Source organism: Falsiroseomonas bella (assembly GCF_003173615.1).
GTDB classification, from domain to species: Bacteria; Pseudomonadota; Alphaproteobacteria; order Acetobacterales; family Acetobacteraceae; genus Falsiroseomonas; species Falsiroseomonas bella.
On the sequence record NZ_QGNA01000001.1, the window covers coordinates 1,333,580 to 1,350,516 of the forward strand.

Sequence of the window (16,937 nt, forward strand, 5' to 3'; positions counted from 1 at the left end):
GTGCTGCTACTCGACCTTGATGTTGGCGCGCTGCGCCAACTCGCGCCATTTCGCGATGTCGCTCCGCACGCGCGCGGCGAGCACATCCGGCGTGCTGGTGACCACCTGCCCGCCGATCAGCTTCACGCGGTCCACCACCTCCGGCAGGCGGCCGATGCGCTGCAGTTCCGGCACCAGCCGGTCCACGATGGGCTGCGGCAGTCCCTTCGGGCCGAACAGCGCATTCCAGGCGATGGTCTCGAAGCCCGGCAGGCCGCTCTCGTTCAGCGTCGGCACATCGGGGAGGTCCGGCCAGCGCTCCATGCTGGTCACCGCCAGCAGCTTCACCTCGCCGCGCGCGACGAAGGGGTAGATGTTCACCAGGTTGGCGATCAGGAAGGGCGCGTCGCCGGTGATCACCGCCTGGCCGAACTGCGCGGCGCCGCGATAGGGGATGTGCTCCATCTCCACGCCGGCCATCTGCTTGAACAGCTCGGCCGAGAGATGCGCCGAGGAGCCGACGCCGCCGCTGCCATAGTTGTAGTGGTTGGGCGGCTTCGCCTTGATCGCCGCGATCAGCTCCGCGACCGTGTTCACCGGGAAGATGCGCGGATTGACCACCAGCGCGTTCGGCCCGGTGACCAGCAGCGAGATCGGCGTGAAGTCGGTCTCGAGGTTGTAGGGCAGGTCGCGGTAGATCGCGGCGTTGATCCCGTTCGATCCGGCATTGCCGATCAGCAGCGTGTAGCCGTCGGGCGCGGAGCGGAAGACGTTCTCGACACCCACGCGCCCGCCGGCGCCGGGGCGGTTCTCCACCACGAAGGACTGGCCGAAGGCGCGGTCGAGATGCGGTGCGAAGAGGCGGATGGTGGTGTCATTGCCGCCGCCGGGCGCGCCGGGCTCCACGATGCGAACGGGGCGAGTCGGCCAGGCCTGCGCCGCGGCCATGCGCGGCAGGGCGAGCGCGGCCGATGCGGCCAGCAGCGTGCGACGTTTCATTGGACTTCCTCCCTTGTCGCCATTCAGCGACGCACTCTGCCCCAGCCCGGATCTTCCTGCACCATGTGGCGCAGGCCGGAGCGGTCGAGCATCTGCTCGCTCTCCCGCCGCGCCGCCTCGACGATGGCGGCGGGATCGAGATGCGGCGCGACGCCGTCCTGCAGCAGCACGCGCCCGCCCACCACCACGTCGCGCACGTCATGGCCGTTGGCGAAATACACCACGCGCGCCACCGGCATGTTCGCGGGCACCATGTGCGGGCCGGTAAGGTCCACCGTGATCACGTCGGCCAGCTTGCCCGGCTCCAGGCTGCCGAGCGTGTCGGCGATCCCCATGCCCTTGGCCGCGTCGACCGTCACCATCTCCAGCGCCTTGCCGGGCGGGATCATGGTCTCGTCGCGGAAGGCGCGCTGGTGGTAGCGGATGCACTGGAACATGTGGCGGAACATGTCGCCGGAGCGGTCGGGCGCGGTGGCGTCCGATCCGATCATCACCGTGACGCCGGCCTCCATCATGCGCGGCGCCGGGCAATAGCCGCGCACGGCCGCGATGGCGGAGGGGTTGTGCACCACGCTCGCGCCCTTGCGGACCAGCGTGTCGATGTCGGCGTCCGTCAGGTCGGTGCAGTGGCTGTGCCAGGAATCGGGGCCGATCAGCCCGAACATCCGGTCCGCCATCTCGATGCTGCCCTGGCGGTGGCCGTCCTGGTGGAACCAGGCGCCGCGCCTGGTGCCGGCCTCGCGCACCAGACGGCCCTGGCGCTCGATCTCCTTCACCTTCGCCGGGTCGTGCTTCGCCTCCCGATACACCGGCATCAGCGTGGCGACGCGGACATTGCCCTTGCCGTGCCAGGTCTCGACGCCCGCCGTGATGGTCTCGAGCTGCTGCTCGAAGGAGACGGGGCGTTCCACGCCGTCGGGCCCGACATAGGGCCGCGGGAAGGGCGGGCGCGTCGGGCCGAGCACCAGGACGGAGCGGATGCCGATCTCCTCCGTCGCGGTCGCATGCGCATCGGTGAAGGCCGGATGGTCCACGCGCCCGATGCTGTCCCCGCCGCCGAGCAGCGAGACGCCGGTGGTCACGCCGAAGCGCAGCCGCTCATAGGCCGCGAGCTGCGCCTCCGCCCGCCAGAAGCTGGGCGGAGAGGCGAGGGTGTAGATGATGCGGCAGGCTTCCGACCACGCTTCGCTGTCGTTGTTGCCCATGGTCTTGACCAGGCCGTGGCCGGCATGGGCGTGGCCGTCGATGAGGCCGGGCAGGATCGCCTTGCCGCGCGCCTCGATCACCTGCTGCGCGCCGGGATGCGCGGCTTCGACCTCGGCGGTCGGGCCGACGGCGAGGATTTTTCCGTCCCTGACGGCAATCGCGCCGTCCGCGATGACGCGGCGCTGCGCGTCCATGGTGATGACGGTGCCGTGGCGGAGGAGGAGGTCGGTCATGCGGGGCGTGCTCTGCTTCTCCCTCTCCCGCAGGGCGGGAGAGGGTCCGGGTGAGGGGAGGATGAGGGCCGTCAGTCCACCTTCACCAGCCACAGCCGCAGCCGGTTGTCCGGCGCCTGGCGCAGGTCGATGCCGCGCCGCGACGCCCAGGCGATGGGCTGCTGGAACAGCGGCACATGCGCGATCTCGGCGCGCTCGATCGCCAGCGCCTCGCGGATGAAGCGCTGGCGGCTCTGCTCGTCCGGTGCCTCTGCGGCCTGCGCGACCAGCGTGTCGAAGGCGGCATTGCTCCAGCGGCCGTAGTTCAGCCCGCCCGTGGTCGGCGAGTTCGTGCGCAGCACCTCGTTCAGCGTGGAGTAGCTGTCCGCCAGCGGCAGGCCGGCATGGCCGAGCATGAAGATCGAGAAGTCGCGGTTCGCGGTGCGCCGCGACCACACCGCCGTCGGCTCGCTCTGCAGCTGCAGCCGGATGCCGACGCGCGCCAGCATGCCCGCGATGGCCTGGCAGGTGCGCTCGTCGTTCACGTAGCGGTCGTTGGGGCAGACGATGCCGACCGAGAAGCCGTTCGGGTATCCGGCCTCCGCCAGCAGGCGGCGCGACATCTCGGGGTCGAAGGGCAGGCGCGTATTGAGGTCCTGCGGCGCGCCGGCGAGGAAGGGGCTCACCATCATGCCTGCCGGCCAGGCCTTGCCGCGCATCACGCCGCGCACCAGCGCATCCACGTCGATGGCGCGGTAGATCGCCTCCCGCACGCGGCGGTCCTTCAGCGGGTTGCGGCCCTGCACGTCGCTGTAGAGAAGCTGGTCGCGCTCATGGTCGAAGCCGAGATAGATGGTGCGCAGCTCCGGCCCCTCGATCACCTGCACGCGCTGGTCCTGCAGCAGGCGCGGGATGTCCTGCAGGGGAATCTCCACCGCCGCGTCGATGCCGCCAGAAAGCAGCGTCGCGGTGCGCGTGGCGGCCGAGCGGATCGGCTGGAAGGTGACGCGCGTGAGGTTGTGCTGCGGCCTGTCCCACCAGCGCGCATGGGGCTCCAGCACGGTGCGCTCGTCCGGGCGGCGATCGGTGATGCGGAAGGGGCCGGTGCCGTTCGCCGTGCGCGTCGCGCCGCTTTCCTGCTGCTGCGCCAGGTTGGCCGGGTTCTCCGCGTTGTTCGCGCGGCTCCAGCCCTCGTCCATCACGTAGAACTGCGTGATCGAGGCCAGCAGGATCGGGAAGGGACGATGCGTCTCGATCTCGATCGTGTGGCTGTCGACCTTGCGCACCTCCTTGATCTGGCCGAGCAGGCCGCGCGCCAGCGAGCCCGGCGCGTTCACGCGGCGCCAGGTGAACAGCACGTCGTCCGCGTCGAAGCTCTCGCCGTTGTGGAACACCACGTTGCGCCGCAGGGCGAAGCGCCAGACGGTCGGGCTGGTGCGCTCCCAGCTCTCGGCCAGCGCCGGCTCGATCTCGATCTTGTCGTTGTGGCGCACCAGCGCCTCGTAGACATTGCCGAGGAAGCTGTTGGTGAAGGTGTTGTTGGAGGAGTGCGGGTCGAGCGTCAGCACATCCGCGTTGAAGGCCCAGGTGAAGTCCTTGGCCGCGGCGGGTTGCGCCAGCGCGAGCCCGGCGAGGCAGGCGGCGAGCGCCCAGGGACGCATTGTGTCTCGCATCGGTGTGATTCCCTGTCCGGTCAGGGAAGCCTCCGCCGCGCGCCCTTCGGCGTCAACCGGCGGCCTTGCCTGTGCCATGCTGCCGCCACGGGCGCCCCGCCCCATCGCGCCACCGGAACGGAGGAATCGCATGCGCCGGATACTCGCCCTGCTCGGGCTGCTCGCCCTGCCCACCGCCCTCGCCGCGCAGCCCACGCCGGTGGCGGAGACGGAGCTGCATATCGGCGAGAGCGCCGAGGTCACCCGCGCCCCGGACGAGGTGGTGGCGACGCTGCGCGCCGAGGCCCGCGCCAGCACCGCCGCGGCCGCGCAGGAGGCGGTGAACCGCGCCGTCGGGGCTGCGGTGGAGCGCGCCCGCGCCGTGCCGGGGCTGCGCGTCTCGACCGGCGGCTATTGGACCGGCCGAGTGGATGAGGGCCGCGCCTGGCAGGCGGCGCAGCAGGTGACGCTGCGCGGCGGCGACGGCGCCGCCCTGCTCGACCTCGCCGGCACGCTGCAGGGCCAGGGCCTCGCGATGAGCGCCCTGCACTGGCAGCTCACGCGCGAGACCGAGCGCGCGGCGCGCGAGGAAGCCTCCCGCCTGGCGCTGGACGGGGTGCGCCGCCGCGCCGCGGCGGTGGCCGAGCAATTGGGCCTCGTGCTGGTCGGGCTGAAGGAAGTGCGGATCGACGTGCCGGACCGGATGCCGCGCCCGATGCCGATGGCCATGGCCGCCCGCGCCGCCAGCCCGGCCGCGCCGCCGCCTGTCGCGGTGGCCGAGGATGTCGTGGTGCAGGCCAACGTGCAGGCGGTGGCGGTGCTGCGGCCGCGGTAGGGCGGTGCGGCCGGCGGGCTGCAAGGCACGGCGTCGGTCGCTATCCCGCCCCCTGCTCAGCGGGTGCCGGACGCCCCGCGAGGCAGAGCCCGCACCACAGCGCGAGCCCCGCATGCAGCAGCACCGCGGGCCAGAGCGCTGGGCCGGCCATGCCCAGCCCCGCGCCGGCATAGCCGAGCAGCGCCGCGGCCAGGATCGTGTAGACCGCAAAGCCGCCGACCAGGCCTCGCTGCATTCCGGCCGAGGCGTGATTGCGCGTCAGCCGGATGCTCGCCGCGATGCTGAGCAGTGCGGCGCCGAGCACGCGTCCGGCCAGCAGCGTTTCGGCGGGGGCCTGCCGCACCCCGAGCAGGAGCGCGAGCCCCAGGCCGGGAGCCAGCAGCAGGCCCGCACCGGCCACGACCTCGACCGCGGCTGCGACCTGCAGCAGGCGTGCCGGATTCGCGCGCATGGCCGATGACCTCCCCCGTGCCATCCGCGCGGCCGCGGGCCATGCCGGGCCGGGCGGAGGGCGTCTCGCGTTGCAGCGCGGGCAGGCTACCGCAGGAACGGGTTCGACCGCCGCTCCTCGCCGAAGGTCGAGCCCGGGCCGTGTCCGCACAGGAAGCGCATCTCGTCGCCGAGCGGCAGCAGCTTGGTGCGGATCGAGTCCAGCAGCGCCGCGTGGTCGCCATAGGGAAAGTCGGTCCGCCCGATCGAGCCGCGGAACAGCACGTCGCCGAGGATGGCGAAGCCGAGAGTCGGCGAGACGAAGACCACATGACCCGGCGCATGGCCCGGGCAGTGCAGCACCTGGAAGGACTGGTGGGCGATGCAGACCGCCTCGCCATCCTCCAGCCACCGGTCGGGCGTGGCGTTCTCCATGCCGTCCAGGCCGTATTGCGCCGCCTGCGCCGCGATGCCCTGCAGCAGGAATTCATCGGCGCGATGCGGACCCTCGATCGGCACCACGCTGGCCTGCTTCGCCTCCAGCGCCGTCTTCAGCGCCGCGGCGCCGCCGGCATGGTCGAGATGGCCATGGGTCAGCAGGATGCGGTCCACGCTGAAGCCCGCACGCTCGATCGCCGCGAGGATGCGCGGCACTTCGCCGCCCGGGTCCACCACCACGCCGCGCTGCAGCTCCGCATCCCAGATCAGGGTGCAGTTCTGCTGGAAAGGAGTGACGGCCAGCTGCGCGGCCTGGAGCTTCGGCATGCGCGCGGAAGTGCCGCCGCGCGGCGGATGCGTCAATGCCGCGCAGCGCGCGGCGGGTGCGTCAATGTCGGGTGGCTTGGAAGACGTAGCCCTGGCGGTGCGGCTCCCGCGCCAGCCGCACGAAGACCTGCCGTGCTTCCTCAGCCGTGGCGCCTGCCACGGCGCCGGCGGCCAGCGCCTCCCGGCTCCACATCCAGGAGGGGACGGCGTCGTCGCGCATCGTCCAGTCCGGGAACAGCCGCGCCGCGGCATCGCCGCTCCAGAGCAGCGAGACCTCCACATGCCGGTCGTCGCGCAGGATGCGGCCGAAGGCGGCGGTGACCTTGGCGCGCGGGCCTTCCAGTAGCTGCATGAACAGGTCGTGGCGGCAGATCAGCGCGCCGGTGATGTCGTCCTGCGCGTTGCGGTGGCGCGCGATGGCCAGGATGTCCTCCAGCGCGCCCGCATCGAAGCCGAAGGGGCGGGACGCGTAGACCAGCTGCAGCACGCGCATCGGCGGCCCTCCGCGGCGAAGGCCCTCCCTACACCGTTTCAGCGCCGGGCGAACAGCTTTTCCAGCTCCGCCTTGCCGAGGCGGATGAAGGTGGGGCGGCCATGGCTGCAGGTGGCGGCGCGCGGCGTGCGCTCCATGTCGCGCAGCAGCGCGGCCATCTCGGCCGCCGTGAGCCGCCGCCCCGCGCGGATCGAGCCATGGCAGGCCAGCCGCGCCACCGCGGCGTCCAGCCGGGTGGCGAGCGCCAGGCCCTCTCCCTCCTCGGCCAGTTCCTCCGCCAGGTCGGCCAGCAGGGGCGCGGGATCGGGATTGCCGAGCAGCGCCGGCAGGGCACGCACCAGCACGGCGCCGGGGCCGAAGCCCTCGATCTCCAGCCCGAGCCGCTCGAGCGACCCGGCCGCGTCGAGCAGCCGCGCCACCGCGCCGGAGGCAAGTTCCACCACCGCCGGCAGCAGCAGCGGCTGGGCGCGCACGCCGCCCGCCTCGAGCTGCGCCTTCAGCGCCTCATGCGTCAGGCGCTCATGCGCGGCGTGCTGGTCCACCAGCACCAGCGCGCCATCCGGCGCCTCGGCGAGCACATAGGTGGAGAGAAGCTGCGCCAGCGGCCGGCCGAGCGGCCCCTCCGCCTCGGGCAGGATCGGATCCGGCATCGGCGCTGGCGGCGGCGGGGCGAAGCCGAGCGGCAGGCGCGGTGACGGCGGGCGCGGCGGCGTGGGCTGCGGGCGCCAGCCTGCGAAGGACGGCGGCGGGGATGGCGGCATGGGCGCGGGTGATGCGGCTTCGGCGAAGCCGGCCATCGCGGCCTCGGGCATGGGTTGCGCCCCCGGCACGGCAGCGACGCCGACCGCCAGCGCCCGGCGCAGCGCGGAGATGAGCAGCCCGCGCACGCCCTCCGTGTCGCGGAAGCGCAACTCGGTCTTCATCGGGTGGACATTCACGTCCACCGCTTCCGGCGGCAGGTCGAGGAACAGCGCCGCGGCGGGGTGCCGCCCGCGCGGGATCAGCTCGCGGTAGGCGACGCGCAGCGCGGTGCGCAGCTGCGGATCGCGCACCGGGCGGCGGTTCACCACCAGATGCTGCGCGATCCCGGTCGGGCGGTGATGCAGCGGCGCCGCGGCGAGGCCCGACAGCGCAAGCCCCCCGCGCTCCGCCTGCACCGGCAGCGCCGCGGCCGCGAAATCCGGGCCGAGCAGCGCGGCGATGCGCGCATCGCGCTCCTGGGCCGGCAGCGCCAGCACTGGCCTTCCATCGCTCTCCACCTGGAAGGCGACGCCGGGCCAGGCCAGCGCGAGTGCGCGCACCGCCTCCAGGCTCGCCTCCGCCTCGCTGCGGGGCGATTTCAGGAAGGCGCGGCGCGCGGGCGTGGCGAAGAACAGGTCCCGCACCTCCACCCGCGTGCCGGTCGGGCCGGAGGCGGGTGCGACGGCGGAATTGTGGCCGCCCTCCACCGTGATCGCATGCGCCGCCCCGCCCTCGGGGCGGGAGGTGATGGTCAGCCGCGCCACCGCGCCGATCGAGGGCAGCGCTTCGCCCCGGAAGCCGAGGGTGGCGATGCGGAACAGCGTCGCCTCCTCCGGCAGCTTGGAGGTGGCGTGGCGCTCCACCGCCAGGTCGAGCTCGGCGGCGGACATGCCGGCGCCGTCATCCTCCACCAGGATGCCGCCGATGCCGCCTTGCTCCAGCCGGACGGCGATGCGCCGCGCGCCGGCATCGAGCGCGTTCTCCACCAGCTCCTTCACGGCGGCGGCCGGGCGCTCCACCACCTCGCCGGCGGCGATGCGGTTGGCCGTGGTGGGCGGCAGCAGGCGGATTCGCGGCGCGGCCATCGCCACCGGAATGCGCCGGGGCGCGGCGCCGGGCAAGCGCGAAGCGCCGCTCGGGGGGGCTCCCTTGCCGTGACCGTGAAAATTTTGTCATTGCCCGGGAATAAGGGCGGACGCTGGTGCGTCCCATGCATCACAACAACCTCGCGACAAGCGGATGCCGGGGATGGGGACGGGAACGGTGAGCGAGCGGGACGCGCGCATGGAAGCGCTGATCCCGGCGCTGCGCCGTTTCGCCTGGTCGCTGAGCCGCAATGCCGACGAGGCCGACGACCTTGTGCAGGACAGCCTGGCGAATGCCCTGGGCGCCTGGCACCAGCGACACGCCGAGAAGGATCTCCGCGCCTGGCTCTTCAGCATCCTCTACAACCTGCATATCTCGGGGCGCCGGCGCTGGGCGCGCCGATCCCGGCTGCTCGGCGAGGCGCTGCGCTTCCAGGACGCGGCGACGCCGAGCCACGGCCAGGACGCCGCGGTGCAGTGCGCCCAGGTGCTGCTCCAGCTGGACACCCTGCCGGAGGAACAGCGCGCGGTGCTGCTGCTGGTCGGCGTCGAGGGGCTTTCCTACGAGGAGGCGGCGCGCGTCCTCGACATCCCGGCCGGCACGGTGATGTCACGCCTGGCGCGGGGCCGGGAGCGTCTGCGCCGCATGGCGGAGGGACAGCCCGCGCCGGCGTCGCGCCTGCGCCGGGTGGTGTGAGCCGATGACCCACCACCCCGAGCCCCCGATCGGCGAGGATGACCTGCAGGCGCTGGTGGACGGCCGGCTCGATCCGGCGCGGCTTCCTGCCGTGCAGCGCTATCTGGACGCCCGCCCGGACGAGGCCGCGCGGGTGCAGGCCTTCATCGCCCAGCGCGACGCGCTCCGCGCCGCGCTCGCCTTCAAGCACGCCGAGCCGATCCCGCCCCGGCTGCGCATCGCGCATCTGCGCGTCGCTCGCCGGCAGGCGGCCCTGGCCCGCTGGCGCGTCGCGGCGGCGGCGGCGGTGCTGCTGCTGGCGGGCAGCGGCCTCGGCTGGGCGCTGCGCGGCGCGGTGCAGCCCGAGATCGCCGCCCTGCCGATGCCCGCGCCGGACCGCAGCGCCATGCCGGCACCGCAGGACTGGCCGGGACCCGACACCGATCTCGCCGCCTGGCTCGAACGCCGGCTGGGGGAGGCGCTGAGCCCGCCCGACCTCGAGGGTTTCGGCTTCACGCTGAAGGCGGCGCAGGTGCTGCCCGACAGCCTCGGGCCCGCCGCGCTGCTGCGCTACGCGGATGCGGCCGGCACGACACTGACCGTCTGGCGCGGGCCGACACGCGATCCGGTGCCGCGGGAGTTGCGCTGCGCCGACGTGCCGGGTGGCCTCGTCGCCTACACCTGGTCGGACGGCCAGCGGATGCACGCCGTCACCGCCGCGCTGCCGCGCGACCTGCTGCGCCCGATCGCGCTCGCGGTCGAGCGCGACCTCAAGGCGCCGCCGCCCGGCGCCTTCCTCACCAGCCGCGCCCGTCGTCCCTGCGACGCGGCGCTGGGCTGAACCGCTCCACACAACGTCCAACGGGAGGACATCAGGACATGACCCTGCGCCACGGCAAGGCCGAACGCTCCATCCAGGAACTCTACCGCGACGACCCCGAGCGCGCGGATGCGGTCGCCTTCGGACGGCGCGGCGCGCTGAAGGGCACGGCGCTGGCCGCGATGGGCGGCATGCTCGGCGCCGCCATCCCCTTCGCCGGGCGCATGCCCGAGGGCACGCTGCCCGCGCTGTTTGCCCGCCCCGCGGCCGCCCAGGGGGCCGCGCCGGCGGTGCTGCGCATGGAAGGCAAGGCGCCGCTGATCCTGCAGCAGGAGCGCCCGCTGGTCGGCGAGACGCCGGAGCACCTGCTGGACGAGCCGGTGACGAGCTACGCCAACTTCTTCATCCGCAACAATGGCGGCATCCCCGACCCGGTCGCCGATCCACGCACCTGGAAGCTCCGCATCGACGGCGAGGTGAACACGCCGCTGGAGCTGACGATGGGTGACCTGGAGAGCCGCTTCCCGGTTGTCACGCGGCAGCTGCAGATGGAATGCGGCGGCAATGGCCGCGCCTTCTTCGCGCCCCAGACCCGCGGCAACCAGTGGGGCAACGGCGCGATCGGCAATGCCGAATGGACCGGCGTCCGCCTGCGCGACGTGCTGCAAGCCGCCGGCGCGAAGGAGACCGCGCGCTACACGGGGCATTTCGGCGCCGACCCGCATCTCTCGGGCGCGGCGGACAGGGCGGCGATCAGCCGCGGGATGCGCATGGCCAAGGCGATGGACGAGGACACGCTGATCGTCTTCCGCATGAACGGCCAGCCCATCCCGCACATCCATGGCGCGCCGCTGCGCCTGCTGGTCCCGGGCTGGCCGGGCAGCCTGAGCCAGAAGTGGCTGACGCGCGTGACGCTGCTGTCGCAGCCGCACACCGGCGCCGGCATGGGCGGCACCTCCTATCGCATGCCGGTCCGGCCGATCGTGCCGGGCAGCAACAACAACGGCGCCGACTTCGCCGACATGGAGAGCATGCCGGTGCGCTCCATCCTGTCCTCCCACGCGCATGGCACGCGCTTGCCCGCGGGCACGCGCAGCCTGGATCTGCGCGGCGCGGCCTGGGCCGGTGACCTCACGGTGCGCGCGGTGCATGCCAGCGTGGATTTCGGCGCGACCTGGACCGAGATGCAGGTTGCCGCGCCGGCGAACCGCCACGCCTGGCAGCGCTGGACGGGTCGTGTGGCCCTGCCCTCCGACGGTTATTACGAGATCTGGTACCGCGCGACGGACAGCGAGGGCCGGATGCAGCCGCATGCGCCGGCCAACTGGAACCCGCAGGGCTACGGCGCGAACCCGATCAGCCGCGCCGCGATCCTGGTGGGCTGAGCCGTGCTGCGACGCCTGACGCTCGAGACCGTCGTCGTCGCCGGGCTGGCGGCGTCGGTGCTGCTGGTGATCGTGGAGGGGTCGGGGCCGCATGTCGCCCCGCCCCGCCCGGCCGCCCCGCCGACGCCGGCCGCGCTCGCCTTCCAGCAGGCGCAGGCCGAGGCCGCCGCGCGAGCCGAGGCGCAGCGCCGCCAGGCGGAGGCCGCGCAGGCCGTGATGCAGCCCGCCGAGGAGGAGACCATCCTGCCCGAAGGGCATGGACGGGCGGAGACCTTCGGCTACTGCGTGGCCTGCCACAACACCGCGATCATCCGCCGCAGCCACTTCACCCGCGCGCAGTGGGACGGGCTGATGGACTGGATGACCGAGAAGCACGGCATGAACGCGCTGGATGGCGAGCTGCGCCAGACGATCGTGGACTATCTCGCCACGCATTTCGGCCCGCGCCAGGCGCCGGCGCGCGGCGGCAACCCGTTCCTGAACTGAACCCGATCCCGTTCGCGCGGAGCCGCCTCCGGTTCCGCGCGACGAGGCGTCGTGTCATACCGGCGAGCCTTTCTGGTGATCCGATGGCGGCCCGCGCGTTTCGCGCGGGCGGAGCGGCCGAATGGCCGCCGCCGCGTGTGCGGCGCAGCCAAGCGAGCGGATGAGAGCGCCGGCGTCTGAGGGCGTTCTCGGGGCACCGAAAACGCAGGCCGGTATCAGTCCCGATGCGACAGGTAGTGCGCGAGCGCGGCGAGATCCGCGTCCGTCAGGCCGAACACCGCGCTGTTCATCACCGTGTCGGCGCCGACGCGCTGGCCGTCGCGGTATTCCTTCATGGTGTGCAGCAGGAAGTCCTCCCGCTGGCCGGTGATGCGCGGGATCTGCTCGCGCCCCGCGAGGCTCGGCAGGTGGCAGGAGGCGCAGTTGCGCGGCCCGATCAACGCCTGGCCGGCGGCAAACAGCGCCGGATCCCGCGCATTGCGGTCGTCGGGCGGGCCGGGCGGCAGGCTGGCGAACCAGGCGGCAAGATCCTCGATGTCCTTGTCGGGCATGTTCTGCGCGAAGGCCTGCATCGCCGGCACCTGGCGGATGCCTTCGCGGAACAGGATCATCTGCAGGGTGATGAAGCCCGGCTGCTGGCCGGCGAGGGACGGGATCCCCTCCATCTGGCTGCGCCCGTCGGCGCCGTGGCAGTTCGTGCAATGCGCCGTTGCGGCAAGCTCCCGGCCCCGCGCCGCGTCCTGCGCGACGGCGAAGCCGGGAAGCGCGGCGGCCAGCACGGCCGCCGCGAACAGCACCCGCAGTCTCACTGGCGATAGGTGATGCGGTAGATCGCGCCCATCTGCTCGCCCGAGACGAGCAGCGAGCCGTCGCGCATCACATGCACGTCCACGGGCCGATCGGCGAAGCGCTGGTTGGCGTCGTCGCGCAGGCCGGTCATGAACTCCTCGAGCCGCATCACGTTGCCCTGCGAGTCCAGATGCGCGACGACCACGTCGTAGCCGCTCAGCCGCGCCCGGTTCCAGGAGCCGCGGCGGGCGATGAAGATCTGGTTGCGGTACTGCTCGGGGAACATGGTGCCGGTGTAGAAGCGCATGCCGAGGGCGGCGACATGCGGGCCGAGCAGCGCGGCGGGCTGCACGAAGCCGCTGCAGGCGTGCCCCATGTTGTGCTGCGGATCCGCGGCGCCGCCCGAGCAGAAGGGGAAGCCATGGTCCTCCCCGCTCTGGCGGATGCGGTGGAGCGTGTCCTGCGGCCAGTCGTTGCCGGCCCAGTCGCGGCCGTTGTTGGTGGCGTAGAGCTCCCGCGTCACCGGATGATGCGCCATGCCGACGCTGTTCCGGATGCCGCGCGCCTCGATCCGGCGGTCGCTGCCATCGGGCTTGAAGGAGACCAGCAGGGCGAACTTGTCGCGGTCCGTCTGGCAGACGTTACAGTTCACGCCGACATTGGTGTAGATCCGCCCGTCCGGGCCCAGGATGGTGAACTTCCAGTGGTGGTTGCCGCCATGCTCCTGCTCCGTCGGCAGGCCGAAGGCGGCCGTCATGTCCACCGGCTGCGGCACGTTGTCGAGATTCGCCTCGATGTTGTCGTAGCGCAGCACGCGGTTGACCGCGATCACGTAGAGGCTGTCGCCCACCATCACCACGCCGTTCGGCTGCGCCAGACCCTGCGCGATGACGCGCGTGCGGGTCGTCCCGTCCGGGTTGCGGCTGATCGCGTAGACGCGGCCGATGGCGCGCGTTCCGGCGAAGATCGTCCCGTTCGGCCCCTCGGTCATCATCCGCACGCCCGGCATGCCATGCGCATACACCTCGGCGTGGAAGCCGGGCGGCAGACGCAGCGCACCGACCGGCACCTGATCGAGCGGCGTGACCGTCAGGCGCGGCGCATGTGGGGCGAGGGTGGAGCCTTCGGGCCGTCCGACAGCCCAGCCGGGCACTGGTGCGGCGGGGGCCTGTGCGAAGGCGGGCAGCGCTGTGGCGGCGGCGATCAGGCCGGCCGCGAGGGTCTGGCGGATCATGGATGCTCCTCTCCCGAGTGCGCCGCCTGTTGCCGACGGCCACTTTGATCGAGGATGTCCGAATGCATGGCGATCCGCAACAGGCGCGCGGCGTCGCGCCGACGCGCATGACAAGTCAGGATCAATTCGGGCAGAAGGACAGCATGATCCAGCTTCGCCGTCGCCACCTGCTGGCCGCCACCCTCGCCTTGCCCGCGCTGCGCCCGGCCGCCGCGCAGGGCGCCGCGCGCATCGCGCTGCTGCACCTCAACGACTTCCACAGCCGGCATGAGGGGGCGCAGGCCAATGGCGCCGCCTGCCGGCCGAATGCCGATTGCCTGGGCGGCAGCGCGCGCCTCGTCGCCGCGGTGAAGGCCGCGCGCGCCGCCGCGGCGGCGGAAGGCCGCGCGAGCCTCGCGCTCGATGCCGGCGACCAGTTCATGGGCAGCCTTTTCTACACCTACCACCGGGGCCTCGCGGAGGCGGCGATCCAGCAGGAATGGGGCTGCGAGGCCATGACCCTCGGCAACCACGAATTCGACAACGGGCCAGGGAATGCGGCGCGCTACATCCGCGCGCTCGGCGTGCCGGTGCTGGCCGCCAACCTCGACGCGTCGGCCGAGCCTTCGCTCGACGGGCTGGTGCGGCCCTTCGTCGCCTTCGGGCGCGGCGGTGCGCGGATCGTGGTGATCGGGCTGATCACGGAGGAGACGCCGCATGTCTCCTCGCCCGGCCCGAACCTCCGCTTCCGCTCGGCGGAGGAGGCGGCGGAGCGTGCCATCGCGATGGCGCGCGCCGAGGGGCCTGCCACCATCGTGCTGCTCTCCCATCGCGGCCTCGCGGCCGACCAGCGCCTTGCGGAGCGCTTGCGCGGCGTGGACGTGATCATCGGCGGCCATTCCCACACGATCCTGGCGAACCGCGCAGACGCGGCGGGGCCCGCGCCGACGCTGGTGGACGGGCCGGACCGGACGGTGCGCATCGTGCAGGCGGGCGCGCTCGGGCGGTTCCTCGGGCGGCTCGACCTCGACCTGGATGCGACGGGGCGCGTCGTCGCGCATGGCGGCGATCCGGTGGAGCTGACGCCTGCCCTCGCCGAGGATGCGGAGGCGGCGGCCATCGTCGCGCGCTTCGCCGCGCCGCTCGGCGAGATGCGCGCGCGGGCCGTGGCGCCGGCGCTGGCGCCCTTCGACAACGGCAGCTGTCGCACGCAGGAATGCGCGATCGGCAACCTGATCGCCGAGGCGATGCTGGCCGCGACGCCCGGCGCCGACATCGCGCTGCAGAATGGCGGCGGCATCCGCGCGAGCCTGCCGGCGGGGATGATCACCTATGGCGACGTGCTGACCGTGCTGCCCTTCGGCAACACGGTGGCGACGGCCACGATTCGCGGCGCGACCCTGCTGGCCGCGCTGGAGAACGGCCTCTCGCAGCCGGGCGCGGGGCGCTTCCCGCAGATCGCCGGGCTGCGCATCGAGGCGGACCTGAACGCGCCGGCCGGACGCCGCCTGGTCTCGGCCGAGGTGCTGCGCGGCGAGCGCGCCGGGCGCGTGGACCCGGAGCGCGCCTATCGCATCGTCACCAACAACTTCCTGCGCGCCGGCGGCGACGGCTACACCATGCTGCGCGACGCCGCGCTGGAGGCATACGATTCCGGGCCGCTGCTGGAGGAGATCGTCGCGGCGCACCTGACCGCGCTGGCGCCGGCCCAGCCGCGCACCGACGGGCGCATCCGCCTGCGATGAGCGGCGCGGATGCGCGGCTGTTCGCGCCGGCCGTCGCGCGCAACCGCGACGCCATCCTGGCGGTGCTGCGCGATGTGCTGCCCGGATCGGGCCTGGTGCTGGAAGTGGCGAGCGGCAGCGGCGAGCATTGCGCGCATCTCGCGGCCGCATTGCCCGGCCTGACCTTCCAGCCCACTGATCCGTCGCCGGAGGCGCGGGTGAGCTGCGACGCCTGGTGCGCGGGCATGCCGAATGTGCGCCCCGCGCTGGCGCTGGATGCGGCCGCGCCGGGCTGGCCGGTGGACCGCGCCGATGCCGTGCTGTGCATCAACATGGTCCATATCGCGCCCTGGTCGGCGGCGCTCGGATTGCTGCGCGGCGCGGCGCGCGTGCTGCCCGCTGGCGGACCGTTGGTGCTCTACGGCCCTTGGATCAGGCCGGGCGTGGAGACGGCGCCGAGCAACCTCGACTTCGATGCGAGCCTGCGGGCGCGGAACCCCGAGTGGGGGCTGCGGCGGCTGGAGGATCTTCGCGCCGCGGCGGGCGACGATTTCGAGGCGCCGGCGGTGACGGAGATGCCGGCGAACAACGTGACGCTGGTGCTGCGGAGGGCATGAAAAAACCCGCCCTTGCGGGCGGGTTCCTTCGTGGCCGGTGTCGCCGTCAGCCCTGCCGCGCGGCCAAAAGCTGCTTGATCTCGCCGATCGCCTGCGCAGGGTTCAGACCCTTCGGGCAGGTGCGGGCGCAGTTCATGATGGTGTGGCAGCGATAGAGCTTGAACGGGTCCTCCAGCGCGTCCAGCCGCTCGCCCGTCGCCTCGTCGCGGCTGTCCGCGATCCAGCGATAGGCCTGCAGCAGCACCGCAGGGCCGAGATAGCGGTCGCCGTTCCACCAGTAGCTGGGGCAGGCGGTGGTGCAGCAGAAGCACAGGATGCACTCCCACAGCCCGTCGAGCTTGGAACGCTCCTCCTTCGACTGCAGCCGCTCGGCGTCCGGCGGCGGCGGCGTGTCGGACTTCAGCCAGGGCTCCACGCTGCGCAGCTGCGCGTAGATCTGGCTGAGGTCGGGCACCAGGTCCTTCACCACCGGCATGTGCGGCAGCGGCGAGATCTTCACGTCGCCCTTCACGTCCTCGATCGGCTTGAGGCAGGCGAGCGTGTTCAGCCCGTCGATGTTCATCGAGCAGGAACCGCAGATGCCCTCGCGGCAGGAGCGCCGGAAGGTCAGCGTGCTGTCCACCTCGTTCTTGATCTTGATCAGCGCGTCCAGGACCATCGGGCCGCACTGGTCGAGATCGATCTCGTAGGTGTCGGTGCGCGGATTGTCGCCGCTGTCCGGGTCCCAGCGATAGATCTTGAACGCCTTGACGTTCTTCGACCCCGAGGGCGCTGGATGGCGCTTGCCCTCGGTGATCGTGCTGTTCTTTGGCAGCGTGAAGGTAGCCATTT

At 72.6% G+C, this 16,937-nt stretch carries 17 protein-coding genes; 7 read left to right on the plus strand and 10 right to left on the minus strand.

What is annotated here, in order from left to right; all coding sequences use genetic code 11:
- Window positions 1-6: 6 nt before the first annotated feature.
- From DFH01_RS06245 to DFH01_RS06255, 3 genes are all read right to left on the minus strand, one after another.
- On the minus strand, window positions 7-978 hold the full coding sequence (locus tag DFH01_RS06245) for a Bug family tripartite tricarboxylate transporter substrate binding protein (RefSeq protein WP_109869468.1): 972 nt from the start codon (window positions 976-978) through the stop codon (window positions 7-9).
- 23 nt (window positions 979-1,001) lie between these two features.
- Window positions 1,002-2,417 carry an amidohydrolase family protein gene (locus tag DFH01_RS06250; RefSeq protein WP_109869469.1) on the minus strand — a complete coding sequence of 472 codons (1,416 nt, stop codon included), beginning with the start codon at window positions 2,415-2,417 and terminating at the stop codon, window positions 1,002-1,004.
- A gap of 71 nt (window positions 2,418-2,488) precedes the next feature.
- Window positions 2,489-4,069 (minus strand): ABC transporter substrate-binding protein, encoded by a 1,581-nt coding sequence (locus DFH01_RS06255; protein WP_233255987.1) that lies wholly within the window; start codon window positions 4,067-4,069, stop codon window positions 2,489-2,491.
- A gap of 130 nt (window positions 4,070-4,199) precedes the next feature.
- Here DFH01_RS06255 and DFH01_RS06260 point away from each other — a divergent pair, with 130 nt between their 5' ends.
- Entirely contained in the window at window positions 4,200-4,883 is a 684-nt protein-coding gene (locus DFH01_RS06260) for an SIMPL domain-containing protein (RefSeq protein WP_158287630.1), read from the plus strand.
- Window positions 4,884-4,923: 40 nt separating this feature from the next.
- Here DFH01_RS06260 and DFH01_RS06265 read toward each other — a convergent pair whose 3' ends face one another.
- From DFH01_RS06265 to mutL, 4 genes are all read right to left on the minus strand, one after another.
- Window positions 4,924-5,334, minus strand: a complete 411-nt coding sequence (locus DFH01_RS06265) for a hypothetical protein (RefSeq protein WP_109869472.1) — start codon at window positions 5,332-5,334, stop codon at window positions 4,924-4,926.
- A gap of 86 nt (window positions 5,335-5,420) precedes the next feature.
- A complete protein-coding gene (locus DFH01_RS06270; protein WP_109869965.1) occupies window positions 5,421-6,077 on the minus strand; it encodes an MBL fold metallo-hydrolase in 657 nt (218 codons plus the stop codon).
- A gap of 61 nt (window positions 6,078-6,138) precedes the next feature.
- Window positions 6,139-6,570 (minus strand): BLUF domain-containing protein, encoded by a 432-nt coding sequence (locus DFH01_RS06275; RefSeq protein WP_109869473.1) that lies wholly within the window; start codon window positions 6,568-6,570, stop codon window positions 6,139-6,141.
- Window positions 6,571-6,608: 38 nt separating this feature from the next.
- Entirely contained in the window at window positions 6,609-8,396 is a 1,788-nt protein-coding gene (gene mutL / locus DFH01_RS06280; protein WP_109869474.1) for a DNA mismatch repair endonuclease MutL, read from the minus strand.
- 178 nt (window positions 8,397-8,574) lie between these two features.
- Between mutL and DFH01_RS06285 the strand changes: the two genes are divergently transcribed.
- Genes DFH01_RS06285 through DFH01_RS28080 form a run of 4 tightly spaced genes read left to right on the plus strand, consistent with a single transcriptional unit; the run spans window position 8,575 to window position 11,763 of the window.
- Entirely contained in the window at window positions 8,575-9,093 is a 519-nt protein-coding gene (locus DFH01_RS06285) for a sigma-70 family RNA polymerase sigma factor (protein ID WP_233255988.1), read from the plus strand.
- Between the two features lie 4 nt (window positions 9,094-9,097).
- Entirely contained in the window at window positions 9,098-9,913 is an 816-nt protein-coding gene (locus tag DFH01_RS06290; RefSeq protein WP_109869475.1) for an anti-sigma factor family protein, read from the plus strand.
- Window positions 9,914-9,951: 38 nt separating this feature from the next.
- Complete coding sequence (locus tag DFH01_RS06295) at window positions 9,952-11,277, plus strand: sulfite oxidase (protein ID WP_109869476.1); 1,326 nt, start codon at window positions 9,952-9,954, stop codon at window positions 11,275-11,277.
- A 3-nt stretch (window positions 11,278-11,280) separates the two neighbouring features.
- Complete coding sequence (locus tag DFH01_RS28080; RefSeq protein ID WP_158287631.1) at window positions 11,281-11,763, plus strand: cytochrome C-552; 483 nt, start codon at window positions 11,281-11,283, stop codon at window positions 11,761-11,763.
- Window positions 11,764-11,978: 215 nt separating this feature from the next.
- On the opposite strand, the gene DFH01_RS06305 is transcribed toward DFH01_RS28080, so the two are convergent.
- Both DFH01_RS06305 and DFH01_RS06310 read right to left on the minus strand, forming a co-directional pair.
- Complete coding sequence (locus tag DFH01_RS06305; RefSeq protein WP_199231139.1) at window positions 11,979-12,560, minus strand: c-type cytochrome; 582 nt, start codon at window positions 12,558-12,560, stop codon at window positions 11,979-11,981.
- 8 nt (window positions 12,561-12,568) lie between these two features.
- A complete protein-coding gene (locus DFH01_RS06310) occupies window positions 12,569-13,786 on the minus strand; it encodes a PQQ-dependent sugar dehydrogenase (RefSeq protein ID WP_109869478.1) in 1,218 nt (405 codons plus the stop codon).
- Window positions 13,787-13,929: 143 nt separating this feature from the next.
- Here DFH01_RS06310 and DFH01_RS06315 point away from each other — a divergent pair, with 143 nt between their 5' ends.
- Complete coding sequence (locus DFH01_RS06315) at window positions 13,930-15,510, plus strand: bifunctional metallophosphatase/5'-nucleotidase (protein ID WP_109869967.1); 1,581 nt, start codon at window positions 13,930-13,932, stop codon at window positions 15,508-15,510.
- Complete coding sequence (locus DFH01_RS06320) at window positions 15,507-16,106, plus strand: DUF938 domain-containing protein (protein WP_109869479.1); 600 nt, start codon at window positions 15,507-15,509, stop codon at window positions 16,104-16,106. The genes DFH01_RS06315 and DFH01_RS06320 overlap by 4 nt, the downstream gene beginning before the upstream one ends.
- Window positions 16,107-16,152: 46 nt before the next feature.
- On the opposite strand, the gene DFH01_RS06325 is transcribed toward DFH01_RS06320, so the two are convergent.
- On the minus strand, window positions 16,153-16,935 hold the full coding sequence (locus tag DFH01_RS06325; RefSeq protein ID WP_109869480.1) for a succinate dehydrogenase iron-sulfur subunit: 783 nt from the start codon (window positions 16,933-16,935) through the stop codon (window positions 16,153-16,155).
- Window positions 16,936-16,937: the final 2 nt, after the last annotated feature.